Origin of the sequence: Pseudoxanthomonas mexicana (assembly GCF_001556105.1) — a bacterium.
Lineage (GTDB): Bacteria > Pseudomonadota > Gammaproteobacteria > Xanthomonadales > Xanthomonadaceae > Pseudoxanthomonas_A > Pseudoxanthomonas_A mexicana_A.
On record NZ_LSIF01000025.1, the window covers coordinates 77,697 to 92,711 of the forward strand.

General features: G+C 63.7%; 11 protein-coding genes. 6 read left to right on the top strand and 5 right to left on the bottom strand.

All coding sequences use genetic code 11. The annotated features are described in order from the left end of the window. Positions 1–6: 6 nt before the first annotated feature. The 5 genes from AX730_RS03325 to AX730_RS03345 all read right to left on the bottom strand — a co-directional run bounded on the left by AX730_RS03325 (position 7) and on the right by AX730_RS03345 (position 6,056). Entirely contained in the window at positions 7–1,230 is a 1,224-nt protein-coding gene (locus AX730_RS03325; protein WP_062351914.1) for an efflux RND transporter periplasmic adaptor subunit, read from the bottom strand. Then, a complete protein-coding gene (locus AX730_RS03330; RefSeq protein WP_062351917.1) occupies positions 1,227–2,477 on the bottom strand; it encodes a TolC family protein in 1,251 nt (416 codons plus the stop codon). Before AX730_RS03330 ends, AX730_RS03325 begins: the two co-directional genes overlap by 4 nt. 67 nt (positions 2,478–2,544) lie before the next feature. After that, positions 2,545–2,916: a hypothetical protein gene (locus AX730_RS03335; RefSeq protein ID WP_062351921.1), complete on the bottom strand. Its 372-nt coding sequence runs from the start codon at positions 2,914–2,916 to the stop codon at positions 2,545–2,547. Positions 2,917–3,099: 183 nt separating this feature from the next. Beyond that, positions 3,100–5,592, bottom strand: a complete 2,493-nt coding sequence (locus tag AX730_RS03340; RefSeq protein ID WP_062351924.1) for a heavy metal translocating P-type ATPase — start codon at positions 5,590–5,592, stop codon at positions 3,100–3,102. Between the two features lie 131 nt (positions 5,593–5,723). Beyond that, a complete protein-coding gene (locus AX730_RS03345) occupies positions 5,724–6,056 on the bottom strand; it encodes a hypothetical protein (RefSeq protein WP_157074081.1) in 333 nt (110 codons plus the stop codon). Between the two features lie 197 nt (positions 6,057–6,253). Here AX730_RS03345 and AX730_RS03350 point away from each other — a divergent pair, with 197 nt between their 5' ends. The 6 genes from AX730_RS03350 to AX730_RS03375 all read left to right on the top strand — a co-directional run bounded on the left by AX730_RS03350 (position 6,254) and on the right by AX730_RS03375 (position 14,910). Then, the gene (locus tag AX730_RS03350; protein ID WP_062351930.1) at positions 6,254–6,631 is read left to right on the top strand and encodes a hypothetical protein; all 378 of its coding nucleotides are present in this window, start codon (positions 6,254–6,256) and stop codon (positions 6,629–6,631) included. A gap of 56 nt (positions 6,632–6,687) precedes the next feature. Beyond that, positions 6,688–7,956, top strand: coding sequence for a TolC family protein (locus AX730_RS03355; RefSeq protein ID WP_062351933.1), 1,269 nt, complete (start codon positions 6,688–6,690; stop codon positions 7,954–7,956). A 9-nt stretch (positions 7,957–7,965) separates the two neighbouring features. Beyond that, positions 7,966–9,012 (top strand): efflux RND transporter periplasmic adaptor subunit, encoded by a 1,047-nt coding sequence (locus AX730_RS03360; protein ID WP_083537691.1) that lies wholly within the window; start codon positions 7,966–7,968, stop codon positions 9,010–9,012. A gap of 11 nt (positions 9,013–9,023) precedes the next feature. Further along, on the top strand, positions 9,024–12,212 hold the full coding sequence (locus tag AX730_RS03365) for an efflux RND transporter permease subunit (RefSeq protein ID WP_062351938.1): 3,189 nt from the start codon (positions 9,024–9,026) through the stop codon (positions 12,210–12,212). Between the two features lie 84 nt (positions 12,213–12,296). Then, complete coding sequence (locus tag AX730_RS03370) at positions 12,297–13,193, top strand: cation diffusion facilitator family transporter (RefSeq protein WP_062351941.1); 897 nt, start codon at positions 12,297–12,299, stop codon at positions 13,191–13,193. After that, the gene (locus AX730_RS03375) at positions 13,186–14,910 is read left to right on the top strand and encodes a phosphoethanolamine transferase (RefSeq protein ID WP_083537692.1); all 1,725 of its coding nucleotides are present in this window, start codon (positions 13,186–13,188) and stop codon (positions 14,908–14,910) included. Before AX730_RS03370 ends, AX730_RS03375 begins: the two co-directional genes overlap by 8 nt. Positions 14,911–15,015: the final 105 nt, after the last annotated feature.

Below are 15,015 nucleotides of genomic sequence, written 5' to 3' on the forward strand. Positions count from 1 at the left end.
CTGTCCTCAGTGGTCGTGGCTGGCGCCAGACTTGTCGACGTCGGCCTTGATCAGGAAGCTCTGTTCGCTGACGTAGGGCGTGTTGGGTTTCAGGCCGCCCAGTACTTCGACGAATTCGCCATCGCGCGCGCCCAGTTCGAGCATGCGTACCTCGTAGGTCTCCCCTACCTGGGCAAAGACCACCGTGAAGTCGCGAAAGCGTTGAAGTCCGGACTCTTTGACCGCAAGCGGCACGTCGCGCGAGGCGACGGTCACGTCCGCCGAAACGGCCATGCCAGGCCGCCAGCGGCCCTCCGTGTTGGGCAGGGTCACGCGGGCCACCATCGTCTGCCCTGATGCCAGCGGCAGCAGCGTATCGATCGTGCCCTCGGCGCTGTTGCCGCCGGTCGCCGAAGACACCTTGACCTGTTGGCCCGGCATGATCTTCTCTGCATCCGGCCCGATGGCGCGCAGGTCGACCCATACATCGGCCATGTTGGCGACTTCCACCAGCGTGTTGGTGTTGGCCACATCGCCCACGTTGGTTGGACGCTGCAGCACGACACCATCGAACGGCGCGGTGACGGGGTACGTGCGCATGCTGTCGTTGCCTTCGATCGTGACGAGCGTCTGGCCACGCGTGACGCGATCCCCCTGCTGGACATGGACCGAACGCACGATGCCCGGGAAACGCGCTTTGACCTGCGCGCGACGGTTGTCGTCCACCGCCACGTTGCCCATCACCTGTACGGTCTCGCGGATGACGGCCGGCCCTGCGGTTTCCACGACCACGCCGGCATCCTTGGCCGTCCCGGCCGGAATCGTCGTGCGTCCCTCGTAGGAGTCATAGGTCCAGGCGTGCGTCCTGCCTGCGTACTCGGCTTTGACGTCCACATCGAAGGAATGAGGCTCGGTCACCTCGCCGCTACCGGTCAGGTAGTCGCCTTCAGACTTGAAGGTGAATACGTTGGTTTCCCCATCCAGCCGTTTGAGCGTGACGGTGGGCACCACCTCGTCGGCCTTGACCGGCTTTCCGTCCTTGTAGGCGTACAGGCGAAACTGGGGCGGAACATTGGTTTCGAAGATGGTGACCTCGATGGCGAAGTTCCCGTCGCGGAGCATGCGGCCGCGATGGGGGCCACGCTCATAGTCACCGCTGGCCGTGGCGGCTTCACCGGTCTTCGTGGCAGGTTCGCCGCCGCATGCCACCAACAGCACAGGCAACAACAAGAAGCTGAGATGACGACTCATGGAAGGGTGTCCTGGGTGGTTGCGGTGAGCCGGTCGAGCTCCACCCGCAAGATGTGGTAACGCGCATAGGCCTCGACGAGGCGCTCGCGCAGGTCAAAGAGCGTGGTCTGCGCCTGGGCGAGCGAGAGGAACGAGAAACGCCCTGCTTCGAAACCGCGCCGTGCAAATGCCAGGGCCTGCTCGGCCTTGGGCACCACGCGTGAGCGCAGCGATTCGACTTCCGTGCGGGCGTGGCCCAGTTCCTGATACTTCTCGAACACCAATTGATGGCGTTCGAACTGCTCGGCCTTGCGACGGGCTTCGATGGCAACCAGTTGCGCATCCGCTTCGGCAATGAAATAGCCCGCACGCGTGCGGCTGCCCAAGGGCATCGAAACGGACATCACCAGGCCCTGGTCGCTGGGGCCTTCCATGCGACGTACCCCGACGTTGACGTTCAGGTCGGGTTTTCGGGACGCTTCGGCGATGCGACGACGGGCTTGGGCCAGACGTGCCTCGCGCGCGAACGCTTGCTGGTCGATGGTGTCGGGCAAGCGGGCCAGCAGCGTGCCCAGTGGTTCGGCCTCGGGCAGATCGGTCAGATCGGCGGCCACCGTGTCGAAATCCGGTGTCGCATCGCCCCAGATCGCTGCCAAGGTGGTACGTGCACTGGTGAGTTCGTGCTCGGCATGCTCACGATCCAACTCGGCATTGGCCACGACGATCTCGGCGGCGTGAAGATCGGACTCGGGATTGCGTGCGACGGACACCCAGCCGGCCACCTCGCGGCGCGTACGCTCGGCTTGGCGCACGCGCTCGTGGGCGAACGCCAGGCGTTGCTGATCGACCGCCACCTCGATGAAGCGGGCCGCCGTGCGACTGGCCAGGTCGATGCGCGTGGTACGTATGGCGGTCTGCTGCTGTTCGATCTCCGCCGCACCCAAGGCTTGGCGTGCAGCACGCTTGCCGCCCAGTTCGATCAGCCGGCCGACCCGCAGGGTGCTTTCGGCCGAGCCCACGCCGCTGAGCGAACCCGTGCCGCCCAGATTCTCCAACTCACCAGTGACGAAATATTGGGGAGCCAGGCCCTCGCGCTCGGCGCGGGCTCGTACGGCGTCCAGTTGTGCGGCGTCGGCCACCAGGGCCGGATTAGCGCCGAAGGCGCGGGCAACCGCCTCCTGCAGGCGCAGAGGTTCAGTGGCGTGTGCCCATGGCACGACGCCACAGGTTCCGGCCAAGGCCAGAACCCATGCATAACGCAAGTTCACGGAAAATCTCCGATTGGATTGATGGACAGACGCAATCAGGCCGCGCTAACGGCGGCCGAACCTGTCATCAGGCAATCGGAGGTCTGAACGGTGATGAGAGTCGCTGGGGAAGCGACGGAACCGGCGTCCACTGCAGGGACTGGGACGCTGCCACCTCGATCGGTGGCAGACGGAAGCTCATGAGGATGCCGGAGGACGAAGCGGAATCAGCCTGGTGCAGCAGCAGGTGGCTGCCAGAGGCGTGGTCCTGATCGTGATCGGCGTCGTGGGCGTCGTCGGGATGACCGTGACCATGTTCGGCCGCAGCGACGGCCGCATGGGTCGTACCGTGAATCTCGCCCACGAAATTCAGCATTGGCCGCACGAACACACCCAGCACAAGCAGCAACAGCATGCTGAGGTGCAGGACATTCTTCGCGCGGGCGGGCAGCCGGATCACTGGATTAGCCTAAGGGTTCAAGGATGGCGCTGTCTAGCACAGTCGGAAAACGGACAACGCTCGCTGAAGGGTCACGGATCAACCGTCGTAACCGCTCAGCAGTTCCCGGATCAGGCAGCACGTCATGCCGCCAGCGTTCCGTACACGCGCGACCGCCACTCTGGCTGCCATCGCCCCCTCAGTTCAAGTCTCCTTGTAAGCCAGCAGCCTCAGTGCGTTGAAGACCACCAGCAGGGTCGATCCTTCGTGGACGGCCACAGCCGGCCCAATGCCCAAACCGAAGATCGTCGCTGGTATGAGAAAGGCCACGATGCCCAGGCTTACGAACACGTTCTGGCGAATGATCCCGCGGGTATGCCGGCTCAACCCGACGGCAAATGGCAGATGCTTCAGATCGTCGGCCATGAGCGCCACGTCGGCGGTCTCCAGCGCGACATCGGAGCCTGCCGCGCCCATGGCAATACCTACCGTCGCGTTGGCCATGGCGGGCGCATCGTTGACGCCATCACCGACCATGGCCACCTTGTCCTCATCCCGGAGCTTGCGAATCGCCTGCACCTTGTCTTCCGGCATCAGGTCGCCCCAGGCCTCGTCCAGACCGACCTCCTTGGCGACGGCTTGTGCGACCTTCTGGTGATCGCCCGAGATCATGATCATCCGTTCGATGCCCAGGGCCTTCAGGCGCGCAAGCGCCTGTTTGGCTGCCTCACGGGGCGTGTCCATGAGCCCGATAGCCCCCAGATCCCGCTCGCCCATGCGGACCACCATCGTGGTGCGACCTTGTTCTCTCAGGCTGGCGATCGCGGCAGCCGCGGCGGCGCTCAACGGAGCCAAGCCGTCCGCGCCGAACATTTCGGCCTTGCCGATCCACACCTGCTGACCGCTCAGCATGGCTTTGACCCCGCGACCGGTGAGGCTCTCCAGGTCCGATGCGGGCGGTGTCTCGACGTTCTGCAGCCGCTCCCGGCCATCGCGCGCGATGGCTGCTGCAAGGGGATGGTCACTCAATGATTCAACGGCCACGGCAATCTTGAGCAACTCGTCTTCGGAAACGCCTTCCAGCGTCACTACATCGGTGATTCTGGGGCGCCCTTCGGTCAGGGTGCCCGTCTTGTCGAAGGCGATCGCCTTGAGTGAGCCCAGATCCTCCAGCGGCGCGCCGCCCTTGATCAGGACACCCCCTCGCGCAGCGCGTGCGATACCCGACAGCACGGCACTGGGCGTGGCGATGGCCAATGCACAGGGGCTTGCCGCCACCAAGACCGCCATCGCGCGGTAGAAGCTGTCCCGGAAGGGCTCATCCACCACCACCCACGCGAAGAGCAGCACGAAGGCCAATGCCAGCACGGCGGGAACGAAGATGCGTTCGAAACGATCCGTGAAGCGTTGCGTGGCCGACTTTCGGGTCTCGGCCTCACTGACCATCTTCACGACCCTGGCCAGGGCCGAGTCCTGCGAGCGCTTGGTGACCTCGACTTCAATGGCGCTGGCACCGTTGATGGTGCCTGCGAAAACCCGACTGGCCGCTTCCACGCCATCAGGCCGCTGGCGTGCGACTGCCGCGTCCGCCACCGGTCGTTTGTCGACCGGTATGCTCTCTCCCGTCACGGGCGCCTGGTTGATGCTGGAGTTGCCCTTGATCACGAAGCCATCGGCCGGCAAGCGCTCGTTGGGGCGCACGAGTACGACGTCACCGACGACCAGTTCGCCTACCGCAATGTCGACCGCTTTTCCGTCTCGCAGGACGGTGGCCGTGTCCGGCGCCAGTTCCGCCAGCGCTTCGATCGCACGCTTCGCCCGCCCCATGGCGTAGTGCTCAAGCGCATGGCCGAGGCTGAAGAGGAACAACAGCAGGGCTCCTTCTGCCCAGGAACCCAAGGCAGCAGCGCCTGCAGCGGCCACCAGCATGAGGGTGTCGATCTCGAAGCGCTTCAGGCGCAGGTTCTCGAACGCCTCGCGGACTGTGTAGAACCCACCAAAGACGTAGGCGGCCATATAGCAGCCAGTCGCTGCCCATGCCGGTGCCGCGGGAAAAAACTTGCCGATGAGAAAGCCGGCCAGCAGCAAGGCACCGCAGGTCAGCGCGAAGATCAGCTCTGTGTTGGGCCCAAGCAAGCCGCCATGCTTATGGTCGTGATCGTCCTCTTTGCCTTCGTGCGTCTCCGGGTCGCCGTTCTCATGCCGGTGGTCGTGCGGCTCTTGCGCATTCGGCAAGGCAGGCGCGGCAGGCGTCACGTCCATTTTCTTCAGCGCCGCCTGCAAGGACGCCTCATCGACGCGGTGCCGATCAAACTCGATGTACACCGAACCTGCCGAGCTCGCCCGAGCTTCGAGCACGCCCGCAATACGGTTCAACTGCGCCGCGACGGTGCGTGCCCTTCGTTCGTGACCGATTCCCGCCACGTTCCAGCTCACGTGCCCGAAGTTCTCGGTAATGCGTGCGCCGGCAGCGTTGGCGATCTCCCGGATACGCGCGAGCGAGAGCACATCGGGATCGAAGTGCAGGCATAGCTGCCCCGGTCCCTCGCCCTGCGCTGGCCGAACATGCGCGCGTTCTATGCCGGGTCGCCCTGTCAGATCGTCCTGCAGCCGCTTGATGCACGCGTCGGCGTCATCACGCACATGCGGGAGAAGAACGGGGATGTCCAGGCGCAGCTTACCTTCAGGCTTGTTCATGAAATCCTCTAGGAGCGTCCAAGCACTCTTGCGTCTCGCGCCATTCAGAACGGCGCACAAGTAAAGAACGAGGGAGCACGATCGCGGCGTCGAGTACTCGCCGGCCATTGTCCCGGTGTCGTCGAATCCCGTCAGACGCGTGCGATGGGTGGTCGCAAGGGATGGGTGAAGCGCTGGACCAGCGAAAGCACTTCAGTCAAATGCACGTATGCATGCACGGCTTGCACTGTCTCGGCGTGGGAAACCTGCGGCGCAAGAGAGGCCAGTGAGCAGGTGTCAGCATTGTGAAAGAGGCTGGGAAGACCTTGCTGGTCCTCCTTGGCCTCGCGGGCGAACGCAGCCATACGGACGTGATCCAGTTCGCCACGCGCCGCAGCGTGCTGGACGCCATGAAGCTGCACCGCCTTGTTCAAAGCCGGATGTAGCGCCACCGAAACCCCTGACAGCCACAGGATGGCAATCATCAGGAGGACCTTCGTGCTCGTGGCCAACCTGTGCACTGGCATGTCCGAGAGGTATACCGGAAAGCGGACCATAGCCGATATGGCGGCTTGGGGGCCAACTTGGCGCGACGCGCCGCGCATGGAGGTGTGAGGCCCTGCACGAATTATGAACGGGCGTAATTGTCTAACGGTCTTGGCATTCCTTATGATTGCGCCCCATGCGATCCGTCCTGCGCCATCTCAGCCGTTACCTGCGCCTTCCGGCGATGGTCGTGCTGTTGTTCGCAGTGGTGAGCAATCCCGTGCTTGCGGCCGTTGGCGACGCTGTTGAGGCGATCCAGACATCTTCGGCCCACGCCTACCTTGGTCACTGTGACCAGGCGGACCAAGACGGGATCCAGGAGGATGGTCAGGCCGGTGATCTGCTGCATGCCCTGGTCCATGGGGCTCATACCTGCGGCCATCTCGTTGGCCTTGCCACGCCCATCGTTGTGATCGAGCCGCTTTTCGTCAATCTTGCCGCGCCAGATCACGCCGTTAAGCCCCTGGGCTCCTTCCAGCCGCTGGCCATCACCCGTCCTCCGATTACGATCTGACACTGTACGCCGATGCTGTCGGCGCAACGTTCATTCACCTAATTTGGAGATACACCATGCGGTTGCGACTGGCGGCTTTGGCCGCCTTTATGGTCTTGCCCGTTGCTTATGCGCAGACGGGCACAGCGCCTACTTCCACCCTTACCCTGGACGATGCCATCGCGCGCGTCGCCACTACCCATCCTGACCTGCGCATCTTCGAGGGCCGACGTCAGGTCCTGGATGCGAACCTCGCCGCTGCCAGCCTCAAACCCGGCCTCAGCCTGGGGGGAACCATCGAGAACACGATGGGAACCGGCAACTATCGTGGATTCGACGAAACAGAACTGACGGTCACGCTGGCAGGCGTGTTCGAACGTGGCGGCAAGCTGGAAGCGCGTCGGACATTGGCCCTGGCCAACATCGACACCCTGGCGCCGCAACGCGAAGTCGCACGCCTGGATCTGCTGGCCGAAACCGCCCGGCGATACCTCGCGGTCACGGCAGCGACCCGTCGCAAGGGCATCGCGGACCTCGATATCACGCAGCGCAAGCGCGCTCTGGAAGCGGCTCGTGTGCGCCTGAACGCAGGTGCCTCTCCCGAGTCCGTGGTGCTGACCGCACAGGCTTCACTGGCGAATGCGGAGTTGGATCGGGACCGCGCCATTGCCGACGAAAAGGCCACACGCCAGAACCTGGCAGCCCTGTGGAACGATCGCTCACCCGGCTTCACGATCGCAGCGGGCAATCCGCTCGTCCTGCCCGATCTGCAGTCTTTCGAAGACCTGAGCGCCTACCTGCAGAACACACCGGAATTGGCGGAATTGGCCGGCGTTGAACGCGTGCGTGAAGCCCAGTTGCGTCTGGCCCGGACCGCGGCCACGCCCGACCTCAACTGGCAGGTCGGCGCGCGCAACAGTCGTGCCACGAACGATACCGGGTTCACGGCCGGATTCAGCATTCCGTTGGCTTCGGCCCGTCGTGCAGCGCCGGGGATCAGGGCCGCAGAAGCCGAATTGGCGATGACCGCTTTGGAGCGCGAATCGCTGCAGATCGATCTCTACTCGACACTGACCAATGCCTACGGCGATTACACGACTTCCCAGTTGGAGGTCTCCCGCCTGCGGACGGACGTCATTCCTCGTCTGGAGAAGGCTGAAAAGGCCGCCGAGTATGCCTGGAAGAACGGCGCCATCAGCTATCTGGAGTGGTCTCAGCTGCAAGCCCAACGCGTGGAAGCCAGCGTTCGCCAGCTGCAAGTCGCCATCGATGCGCAGAGCGCCCTGATCGAGATCCAGCGCCTGACCGGGCAGCCGATCGTCGCCAGCGACTCCCCCACCCCCTAAGGACTCCCCATGAATAACGTTGCAAAGATTGCGGCCCCCACGTTGCTGCTGGGCGCTATCATGTTGATGACCGCCTGCGGTGGTTCCAAGCCGGCCGAAGAAGAAGGCGCCCCGCAACCGGCGAAAGAAGCCAGCAGTGAAGCGGCTGGTGCGAAAGGCGACAAGCAGGAAGGCGAAGAGGCAGGCCACGGCGAAGAAGGTGATGATCATGCCGGTGAAGAAGCCGGCGGCGAAGAAGCCGAATCGGCGACCATCACGCGCGAGGAAGCCGACAAGAGCGGCGTGAAAGTCGCCAAGGTCACTGAAGGGCAGATTCGCACCGAACTGGAGGTCCAGGGCATCCTGACCCCGATGGAAGGCGGCGTGGCGCAAGTCACGGCGCGCTACCCCGGCGTGGTCCGCTCGCTGCGTGCCAACGTAGGCGACCAGGTCCGACAGGGCCAGGCATTGGCCGTCGTGCACAGCAACCTGAGCCTGACCACCTACACGATCACCGCGCCGATCAGCGGCGTCGTGCTCAGCCGCCAAGGCAGCGTCGGTGGCGTCGCTGCCGAGGGCCAGCCGCTGTTCGAGATCGGCAACCTGTCCAATATCTGGGTCGACCTTCACGTCTTCGGGGGTGACGCGCAGTATCTGAAGCCGGGTGTTCCGGTCACCGTCAGCCGTATGTACGACGAGCAAACGGCCTCCACCACCATCGAACGTGTATTGCCCAGCGCCTCGACTGCCAGCCAGAGCGTGATCGCGCGCGCGTCCCTGCCGAATCAGGACGGACTGTGGCGTCCGGGCACGGCCGTCAAGGCGCGCATCACCACGGCAACGCGCGAAGCCGGCCTGGTGATTCCGCAATCCGCCGTCCAGAGCATGGATGGAAAGGACGTGGTGTTCGTGCGCAAGGGCGATGTCTACACCGCGCACCCGGTCACGCTGGCTGAGCGAGACTCGATCCAGGTCGCCGTGACCGAAGGACTTCAGGCCGGCGATGAGATCGTCGTGGAGCAGAGCTACCTCGTCAAAGCGGACATCGAAAAGTCCGGCGCGACCCACGCGCACTAAAGGACACGATCATGCTCGAGAGAATCATAAAATTAGCGATCAACCATCGCTGGTTGGTCATGACGCTGACCCTTGCCCTGATCGCCGTCGGCGTATGGAGCTTCCGTCAGATCCCGATCGATGTGACCCCGGACATCACCAATGTCCAGGTACAGATCAATACCGAAGCGGCGGGATATTCCCCGCTGGAGGCAGAGCAGCGCGTCACCTTCCCGATTGAAACGGCCATGGCCGGCCTGCCGAAGATGGAGTACTTCCGCTCCATCTCGCGGTATGGCCTGTCGCAAGTCACCGTCGTCTTCAAGGATGGCACCGACATCTACTTTGCCCGCCAGCAGGTCTCCGAACGCGTGGCCCAGGTGAAGGCGCAGATGCCCGCAGGCGTCGAACCCACATTGGGTCCGATCGCCACCGGCATGGGCGAGATCTTCTCCTACACCATCGACGCCGACCCCAAGGCACGCAAACCCGACGGCACACCGTACACGGCGACGGACCTGCGCACGCTGCAGGACTGGGTCATCCGACCGCAGCTGCGCAACGTACCGGGCGTGACCGAAGTCAACACGATGGGTGGTTACAAGCGTGAGGTCCACGTCACGCCGGATCCGGGCAAGCTGCGTTCGCTGGACCTGACCTTCGAAGACGTCGTGCAGGCCTTGCAGGCCAACAACCAGAACGTGGGCGCCGGTTACATCGAACGCAGCGGGCAGCAGTTCCTGGTCCGTGTTCCGGCCCAGGTCTCGGATATCCCGCAGATCCAGAAGATCGTGGTAACCCGTCGCGACGGTGTGCCGATCCGCGTCCGCGATGTGGCCTCGGTGGCCGACGGCAAGGAACTGCGCACGGGCGCGGCGACCCAGAATGGCCATGAAGTCGTGCTGGGCTCGGTCGTCATGCTGGTCGGCTCCAACAGCCGCGATGTGTCGCAGGCTGCGGCCACCAAGCTGCAGGAAGCGTCCAAGAGCCTGCCCAAGGGCGTGACCGCCTCGCCGGTCTACGACCGGACGTCGCTGGTCGACCGGACGATCTCCACGGTGGCCAAGAACCTGATCGAAGGTGCCCTGCTGGTCATCGTCATCCTGTTCCTGCTGCTGGGCAATTTCCGTGCCGCCTTGATCACCGCCGCCGTCATTCCGTTGTCGATGCTGTTCACCCTGACGGGCATGGCACGTGGCGGCGTGTCGGCCAACCTGATGAGCCTGGGCGCACTGGACTTCGGCCTGATCGTGGACGGTGCGGTCATCATCATCGAGAACTGCCTACGCCGTTTTGGTGAGCGCCAGCACGAACTCAACCGGGAAATGACGCTGGAGGAGCGTTTCGAAGAGGCCTCCAGTGCCTCGGCGGAAGTCATTCGTCCCAGTCTGTTCGGCCTTGGCATCATCACGGCCGTGTACCTGCCGATCTTCGCCCTGACGGGCGTCGAAGGAAAAATGTTCCACCCCATGGCCATCACGGTCGTCCTGGCCCTGACCGGCGCCATGATCCTGTCGCTGACCTTTGTGCCTGCTGCCGTGGCCATGTTGTTGGGTGGCAAGGTCGAGGAGAAGGAAAACCGGCTCATGCGGTGGTTCCGCAAAATCTACGAGCCCCTGCTGGATCTGAGCCTGCGCAGCGGCAAACTCGTGGCCCTCGGTGCCATCGTGCTCGTGGTGAGCACGGGCTTTCTGGCGTCACGCATGGGCAGCGAGTTCGTCCCCAGCCTGGACGAGGGCGACTTCGCCGTGCAGGCCATGCGCATCCCCGGCACCAGCATGACGCAATCATTGGGCATGCAGCGCGTTGTGGAAGAGCGGCTGCTCCAGTTCCCCGAGGTGGACAAGGTGTTCTCCAAGATCGGTACCGCCGAAGTGGCGTCCGATCCGATGCCGCCGTCGGTCGCCGACTCCTTCGTCATGCTCAAGCCACGCGACCAGTGGCCCAACCCGCGCAAGCTCAAGGCCGATCTGGTCGCCGAGGTCGAGGAAGAACTCAGGAAGATCCCTGGCAACAACTACGAGTTCACCCAGCCCATCCAGATGCGCACCAACGAGCTGATCTCCGGCGTCCGTGCGGACGTGGCGATCAATCTCTATGGCGATAATCTGGACACCTTGCTGGAGGTAGGCAAGAAGCTCGAGGCAGTGGCCAAGAAGGTGCCCGGTGCGGCGGACGTGCGGCTGGAGCAGGCCGCCGGCTTGCCCATGCTCTCGGTGATCCCGGACCGCGATGCCCTGGCCAGCTATGGGCTCAACCCTGCGGACGTGCAGCGGAATGTGGCCACCGCCATCGGTGGTGAGGTCGCAGGCCAGTTGTTCGAAGGCGATCGCCGGTTCGATATCGTGGTTCGCCTGCCCGAACAGCAGCGTCTGGATCCTGTTGCGCTCACGGGCCTGCCGATCTCGCTGTCGGCTGCCATCGCCACCAATGAGGGCGACGAGTCCAGTGGCGTCCAGAGCAATGCGGCGCAAGCGCAGGTGGTCCCGCTCAGCGCGGTGGCCAAGGTCCAGGTATCCGAGGGTGCCAATCAGATCAACCGCGAAAACGGCAAGCGACGGATCGTGGTGACCGCCAACGTCCGCGACCGCGATCTGGGCAGCTTCGTTGCCGAACTGCAGTCCGCGATCGACGGCCAGGTCACGATCCCCACGGGGTACTGGATCGAGTACGGCGGCAGCTTCGAGCAGTTGATCTCGGCCAGCAAGCGTTTGTCGATCGTGGTGCCGGTGACCCTGGTCCTGATCTTCGCGCTGCTGTTCATGGCGTTCGGATCGGCCAAGGACGCGATGATCGTGTTCAGCGGTGTGCCGCTGGCGCTGACCGGTGGTGTACTGGCGCTGGCCTTGAGAGGAATTCCGCTCTCGATTTCCGCCGGCGTCGGCTTCATCGCGCTGTCGGGTGTGGCCGTGCTCAACGGTCTGGTCATGATCAGCTTCATCCGCAGCCTTCGCGAGGCCGGGGACCCCCTGGACCACGCGGTCCGCGATGGTGCCCTGACCCGATTGCGCCCCGTCCTGATGACCGCGTTGGTGGCCTCCCTGGGCTTCGTGCCGATGGCCCTTAACGTGGGCGCCGGCTCGGAAGTGCAGCGGCCGCTGGCCACTGTGGTGATCGGGGGAATCATCTCCTCCACGTTGCTGACGCTGGTTGTACTGCCGGTGTTCTACCGCTGGGTCCACACGCGACTGTCGCGTACCCCTGCCCACCTCAATTCCTGATGGGCCAAAGGCGGCGATGCGCCTGCATCGCCGCCCTCCTCTCATTCCCGACAGCTCTGTTGCATCAGTTCCTGGAGAACGCGCATGAGCGCAGGACACGATCACGGAACAGGAGAGGTCAAGCACGCCAAACCACTATGGTGGGCGTTGGGTCTGACCTCGACCTTTCTGGTCGCCGAAATCATCGGCGGCCTGGTAACAAACAGTTTGGCGCTGCTATCGGATGCAGCGCACATGATGACGGACGTCATCGCACTCACGGTTTCCCTGATTGCCGTGAGGATGAGCCAGCGGCCCGCCGATACCAAGCGGACCTACGGCTACGCACGCATGGAAGCCATCGGCGCGATCATCAATGGCGGGCTGCTGTTCGTGGTGGCCGGCTACATCCTGTGGGAAGCCGTCGGCCGATTCCGACAGCCGCCGGACGTGGCCTCCACCGGCATGCTGGTCATTGCCGTGCTGGGCCTGATCGTCAACCTGATTTCCATGCGCCTGTTGCGTGCCGGTAGCGGCACCAGCCTGAACGTCAAGGGCGCCTACCTTGAAGTCTGGAGCGACATGCTCGGGTCGGTGGGCGTCATCATCGGCGCGATCGTCATCAAGGTTACCGGCTGGACGCTCGTCGATCCGATCGTGGCGGTCCTGATAGGCCTGTGGGTCCTGCCACGGACCTGGATGCTGCTCCGCCAAGCCGGCCATGTGTTGATGCAGGGCGTGCCCGAGGGCCTGGACCTGGCCGCGCTGCGGAGGGCATTGATTGGCCATCCCGCGGTTCAAAGCGTGCATGACCTGCATATCTGGGCGCTGGGTACGCGCCAAGCCGTGCTGACTGCGCACCTTGTCATGCGACCCGAGGCGTTGGATGCCGAAGGCGCGCGTGTCGAGATCTCACGCCTGATCGGCGAGCAGTTCGACATCCACGACATCACCCTCCAGCTAGAACGCACATCCTGCGAAAGCGAGCTACGTCATGCCTAACCGGGATCGAGCGAGCCGTAACGTCATTGCGCGATTCCTTGACTACCGAACCCATGACCCCGATCACGCCCAGGCCGCACGCCGCCCCTGGTGGCGGCCGGTCGTGCGGACGGAGGTCGTCCTCCTGTTGGTTGCCATCTATTTTGCGCTTACCGCAAATGGCGCCTTCTGGGCGGAAGTCAGGCAGACGGGCATCGTCGACGGCACGCGCGGCATCAAGCTCTACATCGGCATCACCCTGGCGCTCATCGGGCTCCATGGACTGCTATTCGGACTGCTGCTCAATCGCTGGATCGTCAAGCCGGCGCTTTCCTTCCTGCTGATAGCCACTGCGGCGACGGCGTACTTCTCAAGCAAGTACGCGGTGTACATCGACCCCAGCATGATCCGGAACGCGCTGCGTACCGACGTGACCGAGGCCCGGGAACTCATGACCGCGGACCTGTGGTTGACGGTCCTGATGATGGGCGTGTTGCCCACGGTGGCGCTCTGGCTGACGCGGATACAACGCGTTGGCGTGCGTGCGGCGTTCGTGCGCCGGCTTGTGTATCTGCTGGGAATGCTGGCCGTTACCTACTTCGGCCTGATGCTGTCGTTCCACGATGCGTCTTCGCTGATGCGCAACAACAAGTCGTTGCGCTACCTCATCGGTCCCGGCAACTACCTGGTCTCCGTCCCCAAGGTACTCACCGAGGAAGCCAAGCAGGACAAGGGGCCCAAGGCGGTTGTGGCCGGGGATGCAAGGCTGGCGGGACATGCCCAGGGGGCGAAGCCCCACCTGCTGATCATCGTGGTCGGTGAGACCGTCCGCGCCCAGAACTGGGGCTTGAACGGCTATCAGCGGCAGACGACGCCTCAGCTATCCAAGTTGGATGTCATCAACTTCAGCGACGTTACCGCCTGCGGCTCGAACACCGAGGTGTCTGTCCCGTGCATGTTCTCGTTGTCCGGACGCAGGGATTACGACCGGGATCGCATCGTGGGATCCGAGTCGCTCCTGCACGTGCTGGAACGTGCGGGCATCAAGACGCTGTGGCGGGACAACCAGACCGGTTGCAAGGGCGTGTGCGACGGACTGGCGTTCGAGTCGTATCGAAAGCCCCCCGTCGATCCATTGTGCGACGACCAGGCCTGTCGTGATGCGGTGATGCTCAAAGGATTGCACGACACCATCGACGACAACCCCGGCGACGTGGTGGTCGTGCTGCATCAACTGGGCAACCACGGTCCCGCCTACTTCAAGCGGTACCCGGAAGAACTGCGCCAGTTCCGTCCGGATTGCCGCTCCTCGGACTTCGGCAAGTGCACCCGCGACGAGATCGTCAACGCCTACGACAACGCGATCCTGGAAACAGACGACTTCCTGGCCAAGACGATCAAGATGCTGCAGCAGGACACCTCGCACGACACTGCGATGATCTATGTGTCCGACCACGGCGAATCGCTCGGCGAGAGCAATGTTTACCTGCATGGCTTTCCGTACGCGATCGCACCGCAGGCACAGATCAAGGTGCCGATGGTCGCGTGGCTGTCGGAGGGCATGAAAGCCAGCGCAGGCGTGGATGCCAAGTGCGTCAGCCAGCGATCCAGCCAACCGATCAGCCACGACAATCTGTTCCATTCCGTGCTCGGTCTCATGCGGGTCAGTACGAAGGCATACGAACCCGGTCTGGACTTGTTCTCGCGCTGCCAGACACCCGTCGGAGCGTCGCCATGAATCGCGGACCTGGTCTTGTTCTTGCGGCAGGAGCGGTTCCGCCGGGTCATTCTCCTTTCACACGAAACGCAGGCAATCGTGTGGACATGCACGCCTCTGGAGGTT

What these genes read in the sequence shown, in the direction of transcription:
- AX730_RS03350 (WP_062351930.1), top strand. Translation starts at nt 6,254, where the DNA reads ATGCGATCCGTCCTGCGCCATCTCAGCCGTTACCTGCGCCTTCCGGCG.
- AX730_RS03345 (WP_157074081.1), bottom strand. Translation starts at nt 6,056, where the DNA reads ATGATTGCCATCCTGTGGCTGTCAGGGGTTTCGGTGGCGCTACATCCG.
- AX730_RS03375 (WP_083537692.1), top strand. Translation starts at nt 13,186, where the DNA reads ATGCCTAACCGGGATCGAGCGAGCCGTAACGTCATTGCGCGATTCCTT.
- AX730_RS03340 (WP_062351924.1), bottom strand. Translation starts at nt 5,592, where the DNA reads ATGAACAAGCCTGAAGGTAAGCTGCGCCTGGACATCCCCGTTCTTCTC.
- AX730_RS03365 (WP_062351938.1), top strand. Translation starts at nt 9,024, where the DNA reads ATGCTCGAGAGAATCATAAAATTAGCGATCAACCATCGCTGGTTGGTC.
- AX730_RS03355 (WP_062351933.1), top strand. Translation starts at nt 6,688, where the DNA reads ATGCGGTTGCGACTGGCGGCTTTGGCCGCCTTTATGGTCTTGCCCGTT.
- AX730_RS03370 (WP_062351941.1), top strand. Translation starts at nt 12,297, where the DNA reads ATGAGCGCAGGACACGATCACGGAACAGGAGAGGTCAAGCACGCCAAA.
- AX730_RS03325 (WP_062351914.1), bottom strand. Translation starts at nt 1,230, where the DNA reads ATGAGTCGTCATCTCAGCTTCTTGTTGTTGCCTGTGCTGTTGGTGGCA.
- AX730_RS03360 (WP_083537691.1), top strand. Translation starts at nt 7,966, where the DNA reads ATGAATAACGTTGCAAAGATTGCGGCCCCCACGTTGCTGCTGGGCGCT.